The organism is Chitinivibrio alkaliphilus ACht1 (assembly GCF_000474745.1).
Taxonomy (GTDB): Bacteria; Fibrobacterota; Chitinivibrionia; order Chitinivibrionales; family Chitinivibrionaceae; genus Chitinivibrio; species Chitinivibrio alkaliphilus.
In genome coordinates this window covers 62013-81884 of the sequence record NZ_ASJR01000006.1, presented here as the reverse complement: position 1 = coordinate 81884, position 19872 = coordinate 62013, and the positions used below count along the sequence as shown (strand labels likewise).

Genomic DNA, 19872 nt, shown 5'->3' with positions numbered 1-19872 from the left:
TACCCGTCATAGGATTATCTGCTGATGTAACAATACTGAAAACTTATAGAGAGTAGTGCACTGTAAGATAAGCACACACCGCTACACCAAGAACACCTGCAGCAGCAAAATAGACACCATAGACAACATAGGAAAAGCGTCGAGCTTCGCTTTTTTCAAAAGATTCAGCACTCTCAGCGCCTTTTTTTCGTCGGAATTTTTCCGTAATATACTTGTAGTAATGAAGACGGGAGCTATTAATTATCACAAGAATCAACCCAAATAGCAGTGTAATCATTGCCCCCGCAAAGAGAGTATCACAAAAGGCTAAAAGAGATCGGTTTGTACCTCCATACCACACAACTCCTACTGACAAGAAAAGCAAGCCTATGAGGTAGAGAACATTCCGTTTTTTCATAAAAACACCTTTCGAAACAACAGCAGAGTGAGGGTGATTTACACCCTCACTCCCTTATTTATTCAACTTCAAAGGGATCATTCTCAAGAGAGTTGGTCAGATACACATTATCTATGCGCACTACACTTGAGTGCCCCACATCTCGTGGAACGATACTGAACTGCTGCACTTGGTCGAGACGAAGCTTGCCATCAGCATCAGCACTGGCATCCTGGTAAATATTTCTACGGAATCGACGCAGGGGCACCACGACATTTTGCCACCCTTCCTTAACGGAAATATTTGCAGACCACGCCTCTCCACCAGCATCGGTTACCTGTACCCCAATGTACTGTTCTTCAGCTTGGGAGTAGATGTCAAAACGTACTGCTTTATGGTTACTCCAATCATACATTTGAGACGGAGCATTGCGCGCAACAAAATCATACGTTGCTTGCGCCCAATCACCTAAGGTATAACTTACCTCTAAGAATTTCCGGCCTAAACGAGGGCGAAGACTCACGTCAGCTTGATATTCAACTTGCGCAGAAATACTCGACCCACTTCCAGAATAGGCGCCAAAACTGCCACTTAAGTCCTCAAAATCAAAGACAAGTTGATCCGGCGCATCTGAGTAGAACTCATCCCAGTATGCTTCAGGATCTACATACCCCGGTACAGAATCAATAATGGCGAGATCTGTCACAAAAAGCTTCGCCGGTTCTCCCACAGGAACCCGATTTCCATACTTATTTGTGGTAAAACTGAAATCAGAAATATGTTTCCAGTCAATCACTCCCGGAGAAGTGCTAAATGTTTCTGGATTCCACCATGATCCATCATCAGGAAACTCTCTGAGTGGTACCGTAAAATAGCTCCATTCTGTACCAAGATCTCCATAATCAGCAAGATTCAAGGATGTTCCAACAGAACGACCGTCCACATCTTCACAATCAGATGGGCCAAAATGAACAATATCAGTTCCCGGACCAGCTTTTGCCCAAAAACCGATACCAGCACCATGTTGCCGAAGCGAATCAAGGTCATAGGTATCACCAAAGTTAATTGCAGCACCGGAAAAATCACTATTATCAAAATACATCGCTACAGCGGAATCGCCTGAGGTAGTACTTCCTACAGGTTGCGACGTAAAAGAAGTGAGACCTCCGTATACCGTTCCATAACTTCCATCCGTAAAATACCCGGAGAAAAGCTCTTCACGTATGGAGATTCCTTCAGGAAGAGCGCCGGGTGCAGATAACACCTGTTCTACTTCATCCCAATATGGTTCATCAAAGGCTTTTGAAGAGTCATATACATCAGTTCGAATGACGATATCATCAAAATACACCTGAAATGCGGGATTTTCATTTTTAGCAATGGTTACGAGAAATTCCGTAACTTCATCCCATCCAAAGGGAAGATGTTCCTCACGATCAAGTCGATCATCCCAGTAAGACCCCCGACGCCCAAAGTCGGCCAAGGGAATGGATATTCGTGTCCAGAAAGGACGTATTGCGCCATATCGAGACAAGGGAAGCGTGTTTTGCACCTTCACGCCACTTGCTTCACTATCAGAAAACCCAATCTGTGCCTGTTCTCCGCCGGTTGTCCCTCGAACCCAAAATTCAAGAGCGCCGGTATGCACAATATCGGTCATGTCCAACTGGCGTCCATACAAAGCAATGGCTGCACCGGAATAATCACCGGGATACAAGTCGTATCGCACAGCAACTTCTCCAGTTCGTCCTGAACCTTCCGGCACAGAGATGCGGGAAAGATTCTCTGGATACTCATACGTATATGCCCCTGAAGGATAATCTTCATCAAAGAAAACGAAAAACAGGGACGTATCAACATCACGGATAAATTGTTCACGATGACGTTGTATACTGTCTAACACATGGGAAGACGGTCGAACCGAGACAGGACCGACCCGTGTATCAACAACATCCAGCGTATCCAGGGTGACTGTACCATACACAGACAGCACAGCCCCAATACATAGAATTAGTAGTTCTTTTTTCAACATAGATACCCTCAATTTAGAACTTCATGGTCATTAGGAGATCAAACTGCTTTGACTCTGCAGAACGCTCTTCACCGCCAATGGTATACTTCTGATCTATCACACCATAGGATGTCGTAATAGAGGCACCTTCACGAACAGTAAAACGCATCCCGGTTGACCATTGGGTTAAATCGTGATCTACCTCTGTTACATCATGAGTAGAATGTAAGAGTTGTACCCCGCCGAGCAAAGCCATTCTGTCATGAAATTGAAAATCAAGCCCCAGATTCGTAAAATTAATATCCTGCGTGTAATCCTGTATTTGGGCATCATTATTTTCGTCAATTAAGCCTAATTGCCCTTCTACAGAACTAAAAAGATGACTCCCTGAAAGGAGGATGGGGCGCTCGTACCACTGTCCTAATCGGGCGATATCAACACTTGCACCACCGCCAAACTGCGCATAGGAAGTTTTGTCTAAGAGCATAGAAGCATCCGTTGGATCAACCACGGTGGTACGCTCCATCTCTTCGTAGAATTGTGCAGTCCCACTAAATTGGACAGCCTTGTCTAGGACATCACCAGTAAGGTCGAGAGTTGCACCAAGACGATTTGGAGTGGCAAGACCAAAGGGAAGTATCGGAGAAAGTTCACGATCAATCATACCAAGATGTTCACCCTTCTGATACTCTTCGAGGGTATAAAACCCGCGAGACCCCATAAGCGCTTCAGGCTCATCAGTACCCATAATTGCCCGCGTCCACGCAATCTTATTCATAGGGCGTTTTAGATAGTCGAGACGCTCGGCATTGTCACCGGAAGGAGCAAAATGAAACACATGGCGATATAAGGCATTAAAAGCATTATAATTTAACGGGCCATGGTCTGAAGGAAGCGCTTCAGTATTGATAACATTGGTGCGCCAAAAAACAGGACTCTGTGCAAGCTCGTTTGTAAAAGTATGCTCATTGCTAATAAAAGCACCATTGAGAATCACCTGTCCCGCATCGGTATGCAGTCCGGCTTCAGCACCAAGGCGAAGAGCGTACCCTGAAAAATCACGTCCCTCTGTATCATCATCATCAACAACCCCTTCATCACTCGTAAACCGCTTAGGAGACTCTTCAAAATCAGAAAGGGCAAACTCACCATCTAGTAAAAAGGAGAATGTCTCGTTCATGTCTGAAAAAAGATCAGACCCGAACATACCACGCACAGCAAGTACGTTATTTGAATGTTCTGAGAAACGAGTTCGCGATGTATCGCCATAGGTATCAAGGGCATCACCGTTATACATATAGGTCATACCAAGGCCGAGACCTTCACGAATAACCAGATCAAGATTTGATGTAAAAAGATAACGGTCCATCATCACCGGATCCATCACGGAAGGGGCAAAGGGGTCATCTTTTGACGTTGAACTGAGACGCGCTCCGAGCACCGTAAAATCAAACAGGTCAAATACGGGATCTATCTCGATGGGAACGCGAACATTAAGCCCTTGTAACACACGGTTGTTATCCCCCAAGAACTCCTCACCCATGGTATTTCGTCTACTTTGCGCAAATATCTCCGGTTCATACATAATTGTGGGTTCCGGTGCCCAAATTGTGAAAGGAGAGATACGCGTTTTAAAATCACCGACATTGTACAAAACCCGATAGTTGAAGTGGCCGTCAATACTCAACCACCGTGTATGCACAGGAGTCGTTGATGAGGTGTGCATATTCCGCCAGTCATTATGCAGGCGAAACTCCGCACGAGCACCCAAGGCATCAAGAGGACGAGCGGTCATAGATAAGTCTAGGGTGGTACTCATAATATCCTCGCGATGCTTTGCATTAGGACGTACCATTTCTGGACTATCACTCTCAACTTTTGAAATAAACCCCCGAGACTGAAACGCCCCGCCAAACCCGATGCCGGCCTTCGCCATTATTGCATCGACCTGTTCCATTAGACTGTCAAGTCGTGCCTCGTGGCTGCCCTGACTTGCGTGAGCCTGAGTTGTCACCGAAAAACACAACAGCGCCACCCATACCAATACTGTAGTAAAACCTTTTGTGCAGTTCATATATTCTAAACTCCTTTATCGTTTTCTAGAAAAACGCCTTAATTTCAAACTTAAAATGGTTTCCCGTATAATCATTGAAACCGATATTCTTATCTTCGTGGGTATATCGTTTATACCGACTACTTAAGGTTACCCGACGAAGGACATCCCAGTCAAAGCCAATACCATACGCCATGTCAACCTTGTCAATACTGCTTCGGGCAAGATACTCACCATCCTCATCCGACCGAATAACCCATCCGTGATCCGACTTCCACGTCTCTATACCAAAAAGACCAACAAGATATAAGGTATTATTCAGAAAGCCCACTGCAGGTTCACTACGAAGATAGTGAGACAAGAGCATAACATCATCATCAGAACTGTCAAACGCAAAGGGAGTAAAACCATCACTGGCAATACCGCTTATTTCATAGTAGAGCGAAAGAAAAAAGTCATTTGAATACCCGAGATATTCGCTAAAATCTTTTCCCCAGTCAAAGGCAAAGGAAAAGCTGTTTTTCGCGCTTTCAGGAACAAACCCGGTCTCACTCAAGAGACTCTCTTCAAAGGAATGAACCTCATCACCCTCTTCATCTTGTACACGAACAGTGACGAAATCATCTCCCTCAGAATGCTCAAAGGAGTAATACTGAGTTGTTCCATTATCTACAACTCGTATGGAACCTGGATTAATCTCAATGTCATCACGACCGTTGAAATAGAGGGTGCGCGTATCATCCAAGACATTCAGAAAACCCGCATCCTGCAACCCTGCTTCTTCCGGATCCCACACACGTGAGAGGTCCCGGGTTCGTGCAATATCACTTGAGGCACTGAGGAGATTTAGAATGGCCATGTGCGGCTCAGTATAGGGAACAAACCCTTCATAGGTAGACATGTAATCTCCGCGAAGCCCACCACTGGATGGAGACTGCGGCGTTTCACCTGCGGTTCGAAAGCTTTCATCTCCCAACCGAGCCTGATATTCCCGAGATGCTCCACCAATAGGCTGTGTCATCTCCCCTGTACCGTATCTGCTGTAAGAGCTTTCCATGGAGGCATTCAACTCAGCCCCATTCAGACGATAGGGAAAGAAAATAATATCCCGCATATCAGAAAGTTGTTGGGTATACCCATACTTCATCCGAAGGTGACCATACCAATGAGGTAGCTCTGGCTCTACGGTAAGCATCCCACCAGCGGTGTTTTGAGAATAGGGAGATGCCGAGGTTCCGTTTACAAATGTTTGAGCTCCAAGCATGTTTGAACCCAAGGGGTAAAAGTAGTCATGTGAGGCCACAAAGGAGTAGGGAGCATTATACCCTTCTCCCGCATATATCCCTTCTACGGTAAAGTTCCATGGAGTGTTGTCATTGCCATATTGAAACTGTCCATACAGAGCTGCTGCCACATCACTGCGAAGCGTTTCTGTCTCTGCGGTATGTATGGGCATTTGCTCAATACGGTCATCCATCCCATCAACCCGTTGTCCCAAAAGCCAATTGGTTCTATTGGTAAGACTTAAGTCACTCCATCCATCAATATGAGGATCTACATACACTCGATTGGTATCGATATAACTAAAACCGAGATCCATTTCCCAGCGGATGCGATCTCCCGCAGTTCCCGCTACATCAAGATTGAAAAACCGAGGCTCCATCCACTGACCATAGCCAAAATGTACCGGCTCTGCTGAAAAGAACCTCCCATCCCCATCTTGGGTTGCCTCTAGCCCCATGTCCCGGGGCGTATGTTCATTCCCCTCTGAATCGCGCCAAAGGGAATTCATCATACCAAATTGATACAAGCGATTGAGTAAATAGCGATGACTATTATGGCGATAGGAATGCTCTTCTGCATAGAGAATATCATCAGAAATGAGGGTATATCCATTCCCCACACCAATACGCAATTGATTATTTTGCTCCCCGACGAGCATATTCCTATGAATGCGATAAAACAGCTGCTTCGTATAGGAATCCCCATAGCCAGTGCCGGCAAGCTCACTATAATCAGCCTGATACTCAAGTTCATTTGAGGCTCCCACGTGACTTCTTAACGCCTTGTCAATCGGGCTTCCAACGCCATAGAAAAAGTCGAGGCCAAAATCACCGGGAAGATTCTCCGACTGCAAATGAATACCCTGGAAAGGTTTCTTATTCCATGCAGCACGCCCTTCACGATAGCCGTGGGCAATATTATATTCATAAAACTGACTGATAGGCTGCTCTATTTCGTAGGGCATCCGTTCCCATGCAAACACACGAGGTTGTCCTTTCCATACAGAAAGAGGCGATGCTTCAATCCAGTTTATCGCCCCTGCCTGGAGCATAAAAGAAGCAAGTTGCGTGCGGATGGCAATACCCGCTGAAAGGTCCTCGTCAACGGAAACACCTTCTCCTTCATAGTGATGTCCCGGGCGATAAGCTGGATCACTTTCAAACAAAGAAAAGCCTCGGTAGGCCGCGTACACCCCCATGGTTGCCCAGAAATCAACATTCCTGCCCGGATTTACACGCATTTCAAGATTGAGTAGGTGATTTCCATGGCCAACAAGCAAGTTCTGCCGATCATACATGAGGTATGAACTGTCGGCCAAATCACCATATCGATATAGATCTGTGATGAGCTGTACGTGCCCACCAAACTCTACGGGGAACGACCCCGCATCAACCACCGTAGATGCATACTTGTCAGAAAGTTCATCACGACTCTTCTCCACAGAATCGAGAAGCTCATGAGAGGGAGTATGCATCACCCTCTGTGAAACGGCAAACACAGACTGTGCCATAAGACAGACTGCAAAAACCGCTTTTACCAAAAGAATAAATCGTTTATACAAGAATATCCTCCTCTGTTTTGAAGGCAGTAGTAATTCACCATAAATATATACAAAGAAAGACCTCTTTTGCCGTCTCTCCTGCTTTTTGCCCATTTTACTGGCAAAAATATCAACAACACATACAAATTATACAAAATAGTAACAGATGGACTCTTTTTTAAAAAACCAACTTTGCGAAAACCATGGCAACGCCACCCCCGCCTTATCTCTCTGTGGGGTATAACTCCCACAAACCTTTCACGGCCGATCCAACATTCAAATTTTGCGGAGATATCCCCTTACCGTCATTATGCGTTGGAAACCCACTCCAATAGGTAGTGGTAAACTGATAAAACACACTGGGGCGATACATAAGGGGAATAAGAGGGACCTCTTCCATAAAAATACGATTCAGCTTTTCATACGCCTCAGCAAGCTCCTCATCAGATGAAATAGCGGGGATGCGCTTCAACAGAGAATCCATACCGCTATGGACATAGCGCCCCTCATTACCTGAGGCCCACTCTCCGACCGGAACAACCGAGGAAGAGGCCAAGGCTGATTCAAAACGAGACCACGGAAGAGAGGGAACCTGGTTTGCTTGGGGCGTTTTTACAATGAAGTCAAAATCTCCACGGGCAAGGGCCTCCCAATACTCCCCCTCATTAATAAAGACAGCCTCAGCAGGAATGCCAACTTCCTGCATATTCGCCACGGCAATTTCCACCGCATCCTCCCAATCAGTCCAGCCGGCAGGACAGGTAACACGCAACTGATACACCGTATCGCCCACGGGGGAGATAAGATTTTCTTCCGATGACCACTCATACCCCGCCTCACGAAGTTTTCTCCGTGCAGCCGCAAGAGATCGACCATGATCCTCTTCATAATAGTAAGAGGCAGCGGCATGCGCATCGTCTACGGAGAAATACGTACCTTCTATATTCCCCGTAGGCATATCATGTGAGATAATATACCCCGGATGTATGGGAGGTGCGTACGAGTGCATTGCTTCAGAACGAATTGCCTCCCGATCAATGGCCATATCAACAACACGTCGAAACACACGATCCTGCAACACATTTTTCGTCCAACCTGCAGGAAGCGACTCCCCTCGATACTGCAAAACATCCTCAGGCAAATGCTGAACAACAAGGGAAGGAATGGAACCCGGAACGTAGTAGGGCTCTTCGTCAAACCACGTACCAACACCATCACTGCGCATCTCTTCTATATTTTGAGAAAAGGTGGAAGAGACATCTATATCACCACACCGAAGTGCATCATTATACTCTCTGTTTGATTCATAGATCGGGTGGACAATATATTTGGGGCCCGCCTGGCGTCCTTCATAAAGCACATCATTGCCCCAGTAGGTTGGGATTCGTACAAGGCCAACACGAGATTCTGTTGCTTCAATAACGGTATATGGCCCAGAACCAACGGGGCGATCAAGATTTTCAAAGGATTGCAACTTCGAAAGAACATCTTTGGCGAACTGGTCTTCTCCACGGCCGCCCTGTTGCTCAACCGTGGTTCTTGCAGCATTCTCAAGTGGCGCATACACATGCCCAGGAAGAATGGGTACTGTCGCCAAGGCATCTTTCACCACTAATGGATTGTAGTCCTCTGTACACAATTCAAAAACAATTTGCCCCGTCTCCTCTAGGACAAACATGTCATTGATATGATCCCAGACATCACTGAACAGAGTTGGGTACTGACGATGAAGATGAAAGGTATAGAGAACATCATCATTGGTAACCGAACGACCATCATTCCACCGTGCACGATCATGCAGAGAAACCACAAGTAAATCCTCAGAAAGTGACCACTCGCGCCCCAAAAGGGGCTCCAATTGACCTGAGTTGATGTTAAACGCAAAGAGTGTCTCAAAAAGCAGGTTTGAATTTGCTGTTGCCGGCCATGTCACCGGCCATGAATTTAGTGGATTGAAGTTGCGCGGAGCATCCCACACATGCCCCCCCATATACAACGTCTGAGAACGTGGGTACTCCCCGGGGTGCGCAAGCTCATCGGGAGATGAACACGCCCCGACCAGAATGAGTAGAGACACCACCCCCATCAAAAAGAGACTTGCCGGACCTTTTTTCATCAATCCTCCCCAAACAACGCAATACATGTATCGTATAATATATGATAATATACGCCCACTATGAACAAAGAAACAAAACCAGTCTTTTTTTTACAGGCGGAATCCAAGAAGCCGCAATTTTTTTGCATCGTGCGTATCCGAAGATATGCCCCGTACTCGATAATGTGAAAACTCATACCGTTGCGGATATGACCTGCGTAAAGAACGGAAATACGAAACCCGCTCCTGCCCCGTCAAGGAGGTCATTTTGTGAAGCTTACCGGAATCTTCTTCTATATTATAAGCCGCACGAACGACCGCAGCAACACCTCCCTCTGGAGTATAGTCTATCTCCCGTGTTGCCTCCGAAGCGCGTTCCGGCTCATACACCCAGTCAGTCTCCTGGAAAAAGAACGCCGCCGCAGCACGACTAATCATGGCCGTGCCCATACACTTTCCATCATAGGAATACCCCGCAATATGTGGAGTGGCGATACGAGTAACCGAGAGTAACTCGTTGGAGATCTCCGGCTCATCGGGCCATACATCCAAAACATACCCACCAAGCCGTCCAGCGTGGGCAAGCAGAGGCTCTGCACAGAGGGTTTTTCCGCGGCTTGTATTAATAAAAAGAGCCCCTGGTTTTAAAGAAGACAAGAAGTGATCATTTACCATACCGTAGGTAGATGTATCGCCATCATACGTAAGGGGAACATGCACGGTAACCACGTCAGCCTCAGAAAGTGTTTCCTGTAAGGTTGAAAAGCTGGAAAGGTTACGTGCCTTGGGTGGATCATTAAGTAACGCCTTCATTCCTAAGGCGGCACTTTTTTTATACACCGCAGAACCAACATTCCCCACTCCCACAATACCAATTTTCTTTTCTGCATAATCAGGCAGCAGCGACGTTATGGCAGATATAACATATTCTGCCACGGAGTTCGCATTTGATCCCGGGGCTGAGGCAAAGCCGATTCCAGCCTCTTGCAAATGCGCCACATCCACGTGATCGGTACCAATAGTTGCTGTGCCAACAAACTTTACGGAACTTCCTGCAAGCAGATCTGCGGTAACCTCTGTGACAGATCGGACAAGAAGAATATCAACCCCCGTAAGTGCTTCAGGAACAATATCTTCTCCCTGTACTGTACAGACATCACCAAAAACATTGAAGGCTTCTTTGACAAAAGGTATATTTTTATCCGCAAGTATTTTCATGCAACGTCCTGTGCAAAAGTATTGAATTAGGCACCATTCAATATACAATAGGTACTGACGAAATAACAGTTTAAAACGGGGAAACCATGTCAAAACCAGCACACCTTCGGGAATACGACCTTACCATATTGGGAGAACTCTTCGTTGAGTTTCTTGCTGAAGACGCGCCCCTTGCGGATGCTCGAACATTTTCCCGCAGCATCGGTGGTGACGCTACCTATACGGCTGTAACAGCAGCACGTCAACTTGCCAAAGTACAGTACCTCTCCGCCATAGGCCGTGACCCCTATCACGCCCTCATACGCAGTAGTCTCAAAGACGAAAACATCAATACAGACTTGCTTATTTCCGTATTTGGAAACAACGGCATCAATCTTATTGACACGGGAGTCGAAAGCGAAGACCTGCGAGAATACCAGTTTAACCGCCCGGGCACAGCCGCAAAAGAAATCACCCCTTCACTCATCGACAAGAGCATTATTACCAACAGCAGAATTGTCTACGGCTCGGGTGAGTTTCAGGCAATTTCGAAAGAGTGCCGGCAAACGCTGTTTAAAGCATTTTATACAGGACACACAAATGAGTGTATGGTGGCGTATGACCCAAACCTACGGCTCCATCGCTGGAGCCTTGAAGATGCGCGGGAAGCTCTCTGGAGCATACTCCCCTTTGTAGATGTTCTCCTTCCCTCAGCACCACAGGAAACAAAGGCTCTTTTTGGCTACGAACGCCCCGTTGATGTTATTGGGTTCCTCTGGGATCGAGGAGTCAATGTGGTCGTGGTAAAAAACGGCCCAGCAGGGTGTATGGTGGGGTATAATGGCAAGATAGAAGAGTACACCTGCCCCCCGACACAAGAAAAATTCACCGCCTTCGTACATATCGGCAGCGTATTCAACGGGGCATTTTTATCCTCTATTGCAAAGGGATACGACCCCTTTCATGCTGCACGAGACGCAATGCAAATAACCTACGAGAAGGGCGCCTCTGGAAATGGAATACCCCATATCCCCGCCTTTCATAAGCTTTAAAAAGGATCACTTATGCACTCTTGGACCCAACCACAACTTCAATATGCCATTCATAACTACGCACATTGCTCCCCTGAACTCCAGGAGAGGATCGCCCATGCCGTGACAGAGAAATATTCCTATGAAGCGTATGTGGAAGAAGTGGCTTTTAAAAAAGAAGCTCTTTGCCGCCTTGAACGCACAAAATCAGAAAACACAGCACTCCCCCAGGGATTCCCCCCAACCATGGATGCCCAATCAATAGAAACAACACCGAAAGATCTGAGCACCTCTGCGGTACTCATCATGGCAGGAGGAGCAGGAGAACGGCTTAAACAGAGTCTTCTGGCAGAGGGATATTCCCCCGAAGACCTGACCGATTTTACCAAGGCCACCTTTCCTCTTCCGGGAAGAACAGATAAGGCCGGCACCCTTGAGCTTACCCTCACCATGATCCGTCGTTTTTCTCCGGAAATACCTGTTATTGTCACAACCGGACCTGTGGGAAGCACCACGGCACGGGTGATCCCGGACCTACTCTCACGCAACAACAATTTCGGCCTCTCAAATCTGCAGGTTCTTCCACAAAATGAACGGCTCCACCTTACTCACGAAAACAAAATTGCCTGGGTTGAAAACCACGGTACGGTTCAACTCATCACCAGTCCTGACGAGACCGGCGGCCCTATAATGAAACTCAAGTCACAACTCCCAAAGGGCGAAATGGTGCTTACCTGGCTTCGCAACTTAGGAAGAACCAAAACGATCGTTCTTCAAGGGACTGCCGTATATCGTCCAGAAATCCTTCCGCTCATGGCATCAGCAGGAACCACCTGTGACGCCCTTGGAATAGGAATCAGCCGTACCTCCTTTCCGCAAGATGACCCCTACGGGAGTTTTGTCGAACGCTCCCGACGCATTTACATCATCGAAAAAGATGCACGGACACCGCATACCTACTCGCTATGCGACCCTGCAGGCAAACATCTCCCATTCAATACAGGTTTCTACGTGTTTTCAAATAGCGTTCTTGCTGAGAAAAGTCTTCCCCCCTTTGCAGTACGGGATAAAGAGGTTCTCCCAGACCTTCCTCATGCGGCCAAAACGGGATACGCAGCAACGGACCTCCTCCCTCTTGTGGACAACTCCCGTGTATTGACAATTCCCGCCGAAGACTTTACCGTTATTAAACAAAGTAGTGACCTTCCTACGGTGGCCCGTGCGGCAGAAGAGTTTGGCTTATAAGCGAGACCTCAAGGTATTTGTTATTTTTATTGCACTTCCATAAAACTCATGGTAGAATTCAGTAAACCGCAAACGTTTCTGGAGTCACCATGAGTTATGATGCTGAATTGATTGACGGATTTATCGAAGAGACCAATGAGGTACTAGAAGAGGTAGAACCAACCCTTATTGAACTCTCGCAAAAAAGTTCAGGCACCCCTACACCGGACAAGGAGACAATCAACTCCATATTTCGCCTGTTTCACTCCATGAAAAGCAGTGCAGCCTTTCTTGGGTTTTCGAACATTGCAAAAATTACGCACGTTGCGGAAAATCTCATCCAAAGCATTCGTGAAGAGGAGCTTTTTCTCACCGAGCACATCGCCTCCACCCTCTGTAAAACAACCGATCTCATTACAGAGATACTTGTAAAGATCCGAAATGACAGGGATGATTCTGGCTTTGAAGACCGTATTGCACAGACAACTGCTCTGCTCAGTCAACATCTGGAAGAAGGGAAAGCAGCACCGCAGCCAAAGGTGGAAGAGGAAGAAGCACCTCCGTCAACCCCTACTGCACAAGCAGGTACGATTTCCGAAACCGACGATGATGAGTCCACCCAGGAGCTTCTCTCACCTGATATGTACAATGCATTCATTAGTGAAGCCAATGAACAGCTAGATATGATTGAACAATGTTTCCTTGAGTTAGAATCTGAAGGGTTTTCCCGCGCAGTTGTAGATACGGCTTACCGCACAATGCACAGCTTTAAGGGCAATTGCAGCTTCATGAATTTCAACGACCTGGAAGACTACAGTCATCTTGTAGAGACGATACTCTCCGGTGTTCGTGAAAACAAAGTTGATATCACTCCTGATACAGTATCATTTCTCCTTGAAGCAATTGACTTACTACGAAATACCGTCGGAAATATCAGTCAAGACCATACACGAACGTCTATTGAAAACCTCACAACATACACTGAGCTTATGCGAGATGTGTTCTCCCAGTGCTTTCCCAAGGAGCCCCCCGCTGCAGCAGCTCATGAGCAAAAAACAGAGGTGGTCAAACTCTCTCCCAGCTCAAATACCCCAGAAATAGATCCCACTCCGCAACCCAAAACATCTCCTGTTTCAGAAGACAGTCCTGGCCAAGAAAAGAAAGAGAGCTCCTCTTCGAAAAATCTTACGGGGTTAAAGCGAAATATGCGCAATGATATCAGGGTTAAACTGGAAAAGCTTGATCACATCATCAACCTTTCAGGAGAATTAGTTATTGCCGAATCCATGGTAACACGAAATCCCGCTCTTGGAACTATTGAAGATGAGATATTTAGCCGTTCAATTCACCAATTACGACGCATCTGCAGCGAATTGCAAGATGCATCCATGGCTCTTCGCATGGTACCGCTTTCATCAACCTTTAAAAAGATGATACGCGTCGTGCATGACCTTTCACAAAAAATAGACAAAAAGATAAAGCTTGAAATTATCGGTGAAGATACGGAAGTTGACAAAACAGTCATTGAATTGATTGGCGATCCCCTTGTACATATTATTCGAAACTCCTGTGATCATGGCATCGAATCACGACAAGAGCGCCTCCAGAATGGGAAAAGCGAATTAGGCAATATTCGCATTGAGGGACGCCATGAGGGGGGTGAAGTGTGGATTATTGTCAGTGATGATGGCCGGGGGTTGAATCGGGATAAGATTATTCAAAAAGCCATAGAAAACAATCTTCTCAAAGAAAAGGAAATCCCCGCTCTCTCCGATGAAGAAATCTACCGTCTCATCTTTCACCCGGGATTTTCCACAGCAGAATCAATCTCAGATGTATCCGGTCGTGGGGTCGGCATGGATGTGGTGAAAAAGAACATTGAAAAAATGAATGGGGAAATTGACATTCAGAGTGTAAGCGGCCAGGGAAGTTCTTTTATCATACGAATCCCTCTTACCCTGGCAATTATTGATGGAATGCTGATTAAGGTTGGACCGCATCAATATACCCTACCGACCCTGTCCATAAAACGAAGTATTACCTGTACAGAGGAAATGCTCAGCACGTCCCCTGAGGGAGCAGAAATACTGAACCTTGATAACACCTTTCTCCCCGTTCTAAAATTGGGTGAAATATTACAACAGGAGACGGCAGTTACAAACACCACCGAGGGAATTCTCGTTATTGTTGACCAAGGAGGAAAAGAAATTGCCCTCTTAGCAGATGAAATTATCGGCCAACAGCAAACCGTTATTAAAGGCTTGTCTGACTACCTTGGAAAAGCCCGGGGCGCCTCTGGATGTACCATTCTCGGTGATGGATCTGTGTCTCTTATACTTGATATTCGCTCTCTTATTGAAATTGCTGACGAAATGCTCTCTCTGCAAGAAACAACCACGGGATAAGCACCATGAATATGATTACCGCATCGAATACAGAGTTTGAAACCATATCGCGTATTGTCTACGACAAATTTGGCATACACCTTACAGATAAAAAGCGAACCCTCGTGAATAGTCGGCTCCAGAGCATCCTTAGGAAATATGGCTTTACCAGTTTTTCCCAGTACATCAGTTACATTCAAAAGGGTGAACACAAAGATGCCCTCGTGGAACTTATTAATCGCATCTCTACAAATCACACCTTCTTTTTTCGGGAAATACAACATTTCACCTTCCTAAAAAACTATGTACTTCCCGACATCGAAGATCGCAACAAAGACGCTCATCGAAAAAAATTCAAAATATGGTGTGCTGCTGCCTCAAGTGGCGAAGAGCCATACTCTCTCATGATTGAAATCTTAGACTATTTTGGCCACAAGTACAGCCAGTGGGACGGGGGACTTCTTGCTACTGATATCAGCAGAGACGCCCTCGACAAAGCCCACCGCGCAATCTACGCAGCTGACCGAATGAAAAATATATCACCCGCACGTATTCAAAAATATTTCAAAAAACGATCCGACGGGACATATGAGGTAAAGGAACAGGCCAAGAAAGAGGTCCTGTTTAAAATACTGAATCTCGTTACTCCTCCCTATCCACTAAAAGGAGACTTTGATCTTATCAGCTGTCGTAATGTCATGATATACTTTGACAATCCTACAAAAGAAGCCTTAGTACAGCGTCTCTATGACCAGTTACGTCCAGGAGGTTTCTTATTTACGGGACATTCTGAGTCTCTCAACAGCCTTTCACATAATTTCAGGCTTGTACAATCTGCAATCTATCAAAAACCGCCTCTATCATCGAACCGGTAAGGAAATGAAGCATCATGAGTAACACCATAATACTTCGCGTTGGAGACCTTGAAGCAACAAACAAGGGGGGAGCCATTTTAAAAACATATGCCTTAGGATCATGCGTAGCAGTGATGATTCTTGACCCACGCCAAAAATGTATAAGCATGGCTCATGTTGCCCTCCCGGAATCAGCGATCAGTCCGTCAAAGGCAAAATTACTTCCCGGTTATTTTGCTGATACCGCCGTTCCAGAACTGCTTGAACAAATGAAAAAAACTGCAGGAGAGATTTCCAGACCACGGCAACTGATTGTGAAGCTCTGTGGAGGCGCCAGTATATCTGATAGCAACAACACCTTTAATATCGGAAAACGCAACACCCTTGCTGTAAAAAAAGCCCTCTGGAAATATGGTATAACCCCAAAAGCTGAGGATACAGGAGAGGGGTTCAGCAGAACAGTTACTCTCTTCCAGAAAAACGGTATAGCGCAAATAACAAGCCCCGGAAAAACTGACTGGAAACTGTGAGAGGAGTCAAATATGGGTGTGACAAAAGAGGAAGTACTTCAATCTGCACAAGAACTAAAACCATTTAATGATACCACAACCCGTCTTCTTGCTATTATGGGAGATCCTACTCATTCCCTCCATAACCTTACCGAGCTTATTCAAACAGACGCTGTATTGTCTCTCCGTGTGCTCCAACATGCCAACCGTTACTGCACACACATAGAACGAAAAATTGAGACGATTGACGAGGCAATATTCTTTATCGGAGAAGCCACACTCACTGCGCTGATTCTCTCTCGAGAAGCTCATATTTATGGCGAGCTTCCAGGATATTCTACCAATGCGACAAGCTTATGGGATCACTCCCTTAAAACAGCCTTATACAGTCACTATTTTATAGAAAAAATTGTACAAGACAGACATTTGGCAAAAGTAGCTTATACAGCCGGCCTCATCCATGATATTGGAAAAATACTCCTGTCTCCACATCTTCCAAAAGAACACTCCCTCCTTGTAGACAGCCCAGATTTTCTCGAGAAAGAGAAAGAACTCACGGGGTTTACCCACACCGAAGCAGGACAGCTTATTGCAAAGACATGGAAACTTCCCCGATCGCTCCGGCAAGCTATTACGTGGCATCATGCTCCATCTCAAGCGAACAAGCGGTTTCAACCCTTGACATATGCCGTTCATTTAGGTGATATCGCGTCCATGATTACGGGAACCGGAACTGGAATTGATAGTTTTTCTTACCTCCTTGACGAATCGTATCCTGAGCATATACCCATAGGAGAAGATGATTTCTCCGCAGCCATGCTTGCTGTAGAAGCAGCATATACCGCAACCCGAAGCCAATTACAATTATGACTACCGGAGGTCTTATGAACCATTTTGTTATTGCCGATGACTCGCCACTTGCTCGGTCCTTTATAATAAAACTTCTTCGCAACACCACTATTTCAGAGACACATTTTACAGAAGCATCAAACGGTCAAGAAGTCCTTGAATATGTACAAACAAACAAGGTTGATGTTATTTTCACAGACCTTACCATGCCCCACACAGGTGGCCTTGAACTGGCAAAGAGGCTTACAAGTTCTACTTCTGCCTTTCCTGCAAAAAATATCGTTGTCATTACCAGTTCTGGAAATCAGGAAGAGCGACAGGAGCTTGCTGCCCTAGGAGTACAGCATATTCTCACTAAACCGGTTACCCAAGAGCAGATGAACACGGTTGTTGCGTCCCTTTTCAAGGGGAAACGAAAGAGAAAGGAGAGAACCCCCTATGGATATTAATGCAGAAATAGTTAAAAGCGAACCGGCACTACGTAAATCAACCCGTGCAGCCTTTGAGAACCTTACCTTTTCAACCATCGAAAATGAAGACGCCTACGAGCAACCATTTTCTGAAAAACGGAATATTCGAAAATATAAAAGCTCCTTGGAAATATTGCTCACAGAATGGAAAAAAAAGTACTATGCAGAACTGATAATATCAGAGATACACATTCTTGAACTCCTTGATGCCCTTGCCCCAGAGCAATCTCGTCGCCATGGGGAGTCTGCCAAAAAAGATCTCATGGGGGAACTTCTCAATACGATTATCGGCACCTACCTCCTGCAAATTGAACCCGTGGTCAAGCACTTTATTATCAGCGTGCCACAGGCAACTGTTCTCAGTGATTCACACCGACCACCACTTTTACGGCATCGATATATCGTGGACGATAAATACCCTATCGAAATAACCCTCATTGAAGGATAGAATCGTCATAAAAAAGCACCTCTATACGGCGGTTTACCTGCTGTCCTGTGGCACTTCTATTATCCGCAATGGGCTTACTTGGCCCATAGGCCTCTACAGAAAGACGCTCTGAGGAAATCCCCTGTGATACTAAATAGTCATGCACCGCTCGAGCTCGCTGACGTGACAATTCAACATTCCTGTCATAATTCCCTGAAGCATCGGTATGTCCTCCAATACGAACGCGTAATGATTCGTATGTCCCTAAAATATCCACAAGGGGATCCAAGTGAACAGCTGCGGTAGGAGAGATTGAGGTACTCCCCACTCCAAAGGTGACGCCATATAACACAATGGGCCCCAAGGAATCTCGTACATCGGAAGGACAAATCATCGTTTGCGTGTATCGTTCACCATAGGGTGGGTTATAGGGATCATTCTGAAACAAAAAATCAACTAACAATTCCATATTTTCAGTTGTATCAACACATTTGTCATAATACAGGGGAGTTTCACGAGCAACCTTCTCTAATCTCAAAGAAGGAGCCTCATCCGAAGGGGTTGCAAAATATTCTGGAATAATAAGAGAGCGAATAGTTTCGCTCATATCTATTGGCGTGAAAAACTCCTCTGTGTCTATATGAGAAGCAGTGGCGATGGTCGTATCAACATATCTCTGACCAAAGGGGTGACGATAACCAAGAGTGAAGGCTAAACCGGACGTGGCAGAGTACTCACCCACAATGGGATCAGCAGCATCCATCTCTACAGTGCGATCTTTAGTTATCCCAAAATCAAGAGACGCGTAGAGAACACCACCACGTTCATTTGTATCGATAAACATTCCCGTACGAACCATGGCCGGATATTCCCCAGCACGATATGAACGCACAAGGTAATCAGAACGTAGGAGCACATCAAGATCAAGCGAAAAGGAGAATGGGTGATTGGGAATGTCGCAGATAAGCCCAGTCTGAACCTGCAAATGTGAATATTCTTTCTCCTGATCAACAGGTATGTCCCCGCGAATCAAGGCGTGCGCAGTGAGAGGAAGTGCCTTTTTTCCAAGGAGGGAAAAGTCTGCAGCCCCAAAAAAACCCGGCAGTAACCGTATTGTGCCCGCAGTAAAAGAAGCCTCTTTCACCCCCGCATACCGTGGAATAACTGCTGAAGAGGAGTTTCCCGTGGGAAAACCAACTCCCATATGCATTCCATAGGACGCCCCTGAAGGAGTATTCATAGGAGAAAAATAGGTTGTAACACAAAGATCACCTGGGCCAAAATAGGCTGTCTGATCGTTGTGAAATGTAAGAAGATCTGCAAAATAGGGCAGATGTACAGCGGCTTGCACTTGCGGGGAAAAATAGTACTGCAGACCCAAAAGACCATTTACCGTAGATAAAGAGGCATCGGGATCATCTGTGGTAAGACGCTCTGCATCTCGCGCACTCACTTGCACGACATGCTCCAAAAAAGAATTACCAGGTGCATGAACACCTGGCACAAAGGGCATTGACGCCACCGAAATCGGAAGCATCAATGCCAAAATAATACACGGTGCATACTTC

General features: G+C 46.0%; 15 protein-coding genes. 8 read left to right on the top strand and 7 right to left on the bottom strand.

From position 1 onward, the window contains the following. Positions 1 to 43 precede the first annotated feature (43 nt). From CALK_RS04100 to CALK_RS04075, 6 genes are all read right to left on the bottom strand, one after another. On the bottom strand, positions 44 to 397 hold the full coding sequence (locus CALK_RS04100; protein WP_022636397.1) for a hypothetical protein: 354 nt from the start codon (positions 395 to 397) through the stop codon (positions 44 to 46). A gap of 58 nt (positions 398 to 455) precedes the next feature. Next, positions 456 to 2408: a carbohydrate binding domain-containing protein gene (locus CALK_RS04095; RefSeq protein WP_022636396.1), complete on the bottom strand. Its 1953-nt coding sequence runs from the start codon at positions 2406 to 2408 to the stop codon at positions 456 to 458. 13 nt (positions 2409 to 2421) lie between these two features. Continuing rightward, on the bottom strand, positions 2422 to 4461 hold the full coding sequence (locus CALK_RS04090) for a hypothetical protein (RefSeq protein WP_022636395.1): 2040 nt from the start codon (positions 4459 to 4461) through the stop codon (positions 2422 to 2424). Between the two features lie 25 nt (positions 4462 to 4486). Continuing rightward, entirely contained in the window at positions 4487 to 7285 is a 2799-nt protein-coding gene (locus CALK_RS04085; RefSeq protein ID WP_022636394.1) for a hypothetical protein, read from the bottom strand. 202 nt (positions 7286 to 7487) lie between these two features. Next, positions 7488 to 9380 (bottom strand): ABC transporter substrate-binding protein, encoded by a 1893-nt coding sequence (locus CALK_RS04080; RefSeq protein WP_022636393.1) that lies wholly within the window; start codon positions 9378 to 9380, stop codon positions 7488 to 7490. 90 nt (positions 9381 to 9470) lie between these two features. After that, positions 9471 to 10577, bottom strand: coding sequence for a 4-phosphoerythronate dehydrogenase (locus CALK_RS04075; RefSeq protein WP_022636392.1), 1107 nt, complete (start codon positions 10575 to 10577; stop codon positions 9471 to 9473). Between the two features lie 86 nt (positions 10578 to 10663). Here CALK_RS04075 and CALK_RS04070 point away from each other — a divergent pair, with 86 nt between their 5' ends. The 8 genes from CALK_RS04070 (at position 10664) to CALK_RS04035 (ending at position 18325) form a co-directional block, all read left to right on the top strand. Continuing rightward, positions 10664 to 11608, top strand: a complete 945-nt coding sequence (locus tag CALK_RS04070) for a PfkB family carbohydrate kinase (protein WP_022636391.1) — start codon at positions 10664 to 10666, stop codon at positions 11606 to 11608. 12 nt (positions 11609 to 11620) lie between these two features. After that, positions 11621 to 12832, top strand: coding sequence for a hypothetical protein (locus tag CALK_RS04065; RefSeq protein ID WP_022636390.1), 1212 nt, complete (start codon positions 11621 to 11623; stop codon positions 12830 to 12832). Positions 12833 to 12921: 89 nt separating this feature from the next. Then, positions 12922 to 15216: a chemotaxis protein CheW gene (locus CALK_RS04060; protein ID WP_022636389.1), complete on the top strand. Its 2295-nt coding sequence runs from the start codon at positions 12922 to 12924 to the stop codon at positions 15214 to 15216. A 5-nt stretch (positions 15217 to 15221) separates the two neighbouring features. Further along, on the top strand, positions 15222 to 16070 hold the full coding sequence (locus CALK_RS04055) for a CheR family methyltransferase (RefSeq protein ID WP_022636388.1): 849 nt from the start codon (positions 15222 to 15224) through the stop codon (positions 16068 to 16070). A 14-nt stretch (positions 16071 to 16084) separates the two neighbouring features. Then, entirely contained in the window at positions 16085 to 16579 is a 495-nt protein-coding gene (locus tag CALK_RS04050; RefSeq protein ID WP_022636387.1) for a chemotaxis protein CheD, read from the top strand. 12 nt (positions 16580 to 16591) lie between these two features. Next, positions 16592 to 17428: an HDOD domain-containing protein gene (locus CALK_RS04045; RefSeq protein WP_022636386.1), complete on the top strand. Its 837-nt coding sequence runs from the start codon at positions 16592 to 16594 to the stop codon at positions 17426 to 17428. Between the two features lie 14 nt (positions 17429 to 17442). Next, positions 17443 to 17856, top strand: coding sequence for a response regulator (locus CALK_RS04040; protein WP_022636385.1), 414 nt, complete (start codon positions 17443 to 17445; stop codon positions 17854 to 17856). Next, the gene (locus CALK_RS04035; protein ID WP_022636384.1) at positions 17846 to 18325 is read left to right on the top strand and encodes a hypothetical protein; all 480 of its coding nucleotides are present in this window, start codon (positions 17846 to 17848) and stop codon (positions 18323 to 18325) included. Before CALK_RS04040 ends, CALK_RS04035 begins: the two co-directional genes overlap by 11 nt. Here CALK_RS04035 and CALK_RS12040 read toward each other — a convergent pair. Next, on the bottom strand, positions 18312 to 19817 hold the full coding sequence (locus CALK_RS12040) for an OmpA family protein (RefSeq protein WP_022636383.1): 1506 nt from the start codon (positions 19815 to 19817) through the stop codon (positions 18312 to 18314). The genes CALK_RS04035 and CALK_RS12040 overlap by 14 nt on opposite strands. Positions 19818 to 19872 lie beyond the last annotated feature (55 nt).

Coding starts and splice junctions, on each gene's coding strand:
- CALK_RS04100 (WP_022636397.1), bottom strand. CDS start 397: ATGAAAAAACGGAATGTTCTCTACCTCATAGGCTTGCTTTTCTTGTCA.
- CALK_RS04095 (WP_022636396.1), bottom strand. CDS start 2,408: ATGTTGAAAAAAGAACTACTAATTCTATGTATTGGGGCTGTGCTGTCT.
- CALK_RS04090 (WP_022636395.1), bottom strand. CDS start 4,461: ATGAACTGCACAAAAGGTTTTACTACAGTATTGGTATGGGTGGCGCTG.
- CALK_RS04080 (WP_022636393.1), bottom strand. CDS start 9,380: ATGAAAAAAGGTCCGGCAAGTCTCTTTTTGATGGGGGTGGTGTCTCTA.
- CALK_RS04075 (WP_022636392.1), bottom strand. CDS start 10,577: ATGAAAATACTTGCGGATAAAAATATACCTTTTGTCAAAGAAGCCTTC.
- CALK_RS04070 (WP_022636391.1), top strand. CDS start 10,664: ATGTCAAAACCAGCACACCTTCGGGAATACGACCTTACCATATTGGGA.
- CALK_RS04065 (WP_022636390.1), top strand. CDS start 11,621: ATGCACTCTTGGACCCAACCACAACTTCAATATGCCATTCATAACTAC.
- CALK_RS04060 (WP_022636389.1), top strand. CDS start 12,922: ATGAGTTATGATGCTGAATTGATTGACGGATTTATCGAAGAGACCAAT.
- CALK_RS04055 (WP_022636388.1), top strand. CDS start 15,222: ATGAATATGATTACCGCATCGAATACAGAGTTTGAAACCATATCGCGT.
- CALK_RS04050 (WP_022636387.1), top strand. CDS start 16,085: ATGAGTAACACCATAATACTTCGCGTTGGAGACCTTGAAGCAACAAAC.
- CALK_RS04045 (WP_022636386.1), top strand. CDS start 16,592: ATGGGTGTGACAAAAGAGGAAGTACTTCAATCTGCACAAGAACTAAAA.
- CALK_RS04040 (WP_022636385.1), top strand. CDS start 17,443: ATGAACCATTTTGTTATTGCCGATGACTCGCCACTTGCTCGGTCCTTT.
- CALK_RS04035 (WP_022636384.1), top strand. CDS start 17,846: ATGGATATTAATGCAGAAATAGTTAAAAGCGAACCGGCACTACGTAAA.
- CALK_RS12040 (WP_022636383.1), bottom strand. CDS start 19,817: ATGCCCTTTGTGCCAGGTGTTCATGCACCTGGTAATTCTTTTTTGGAG.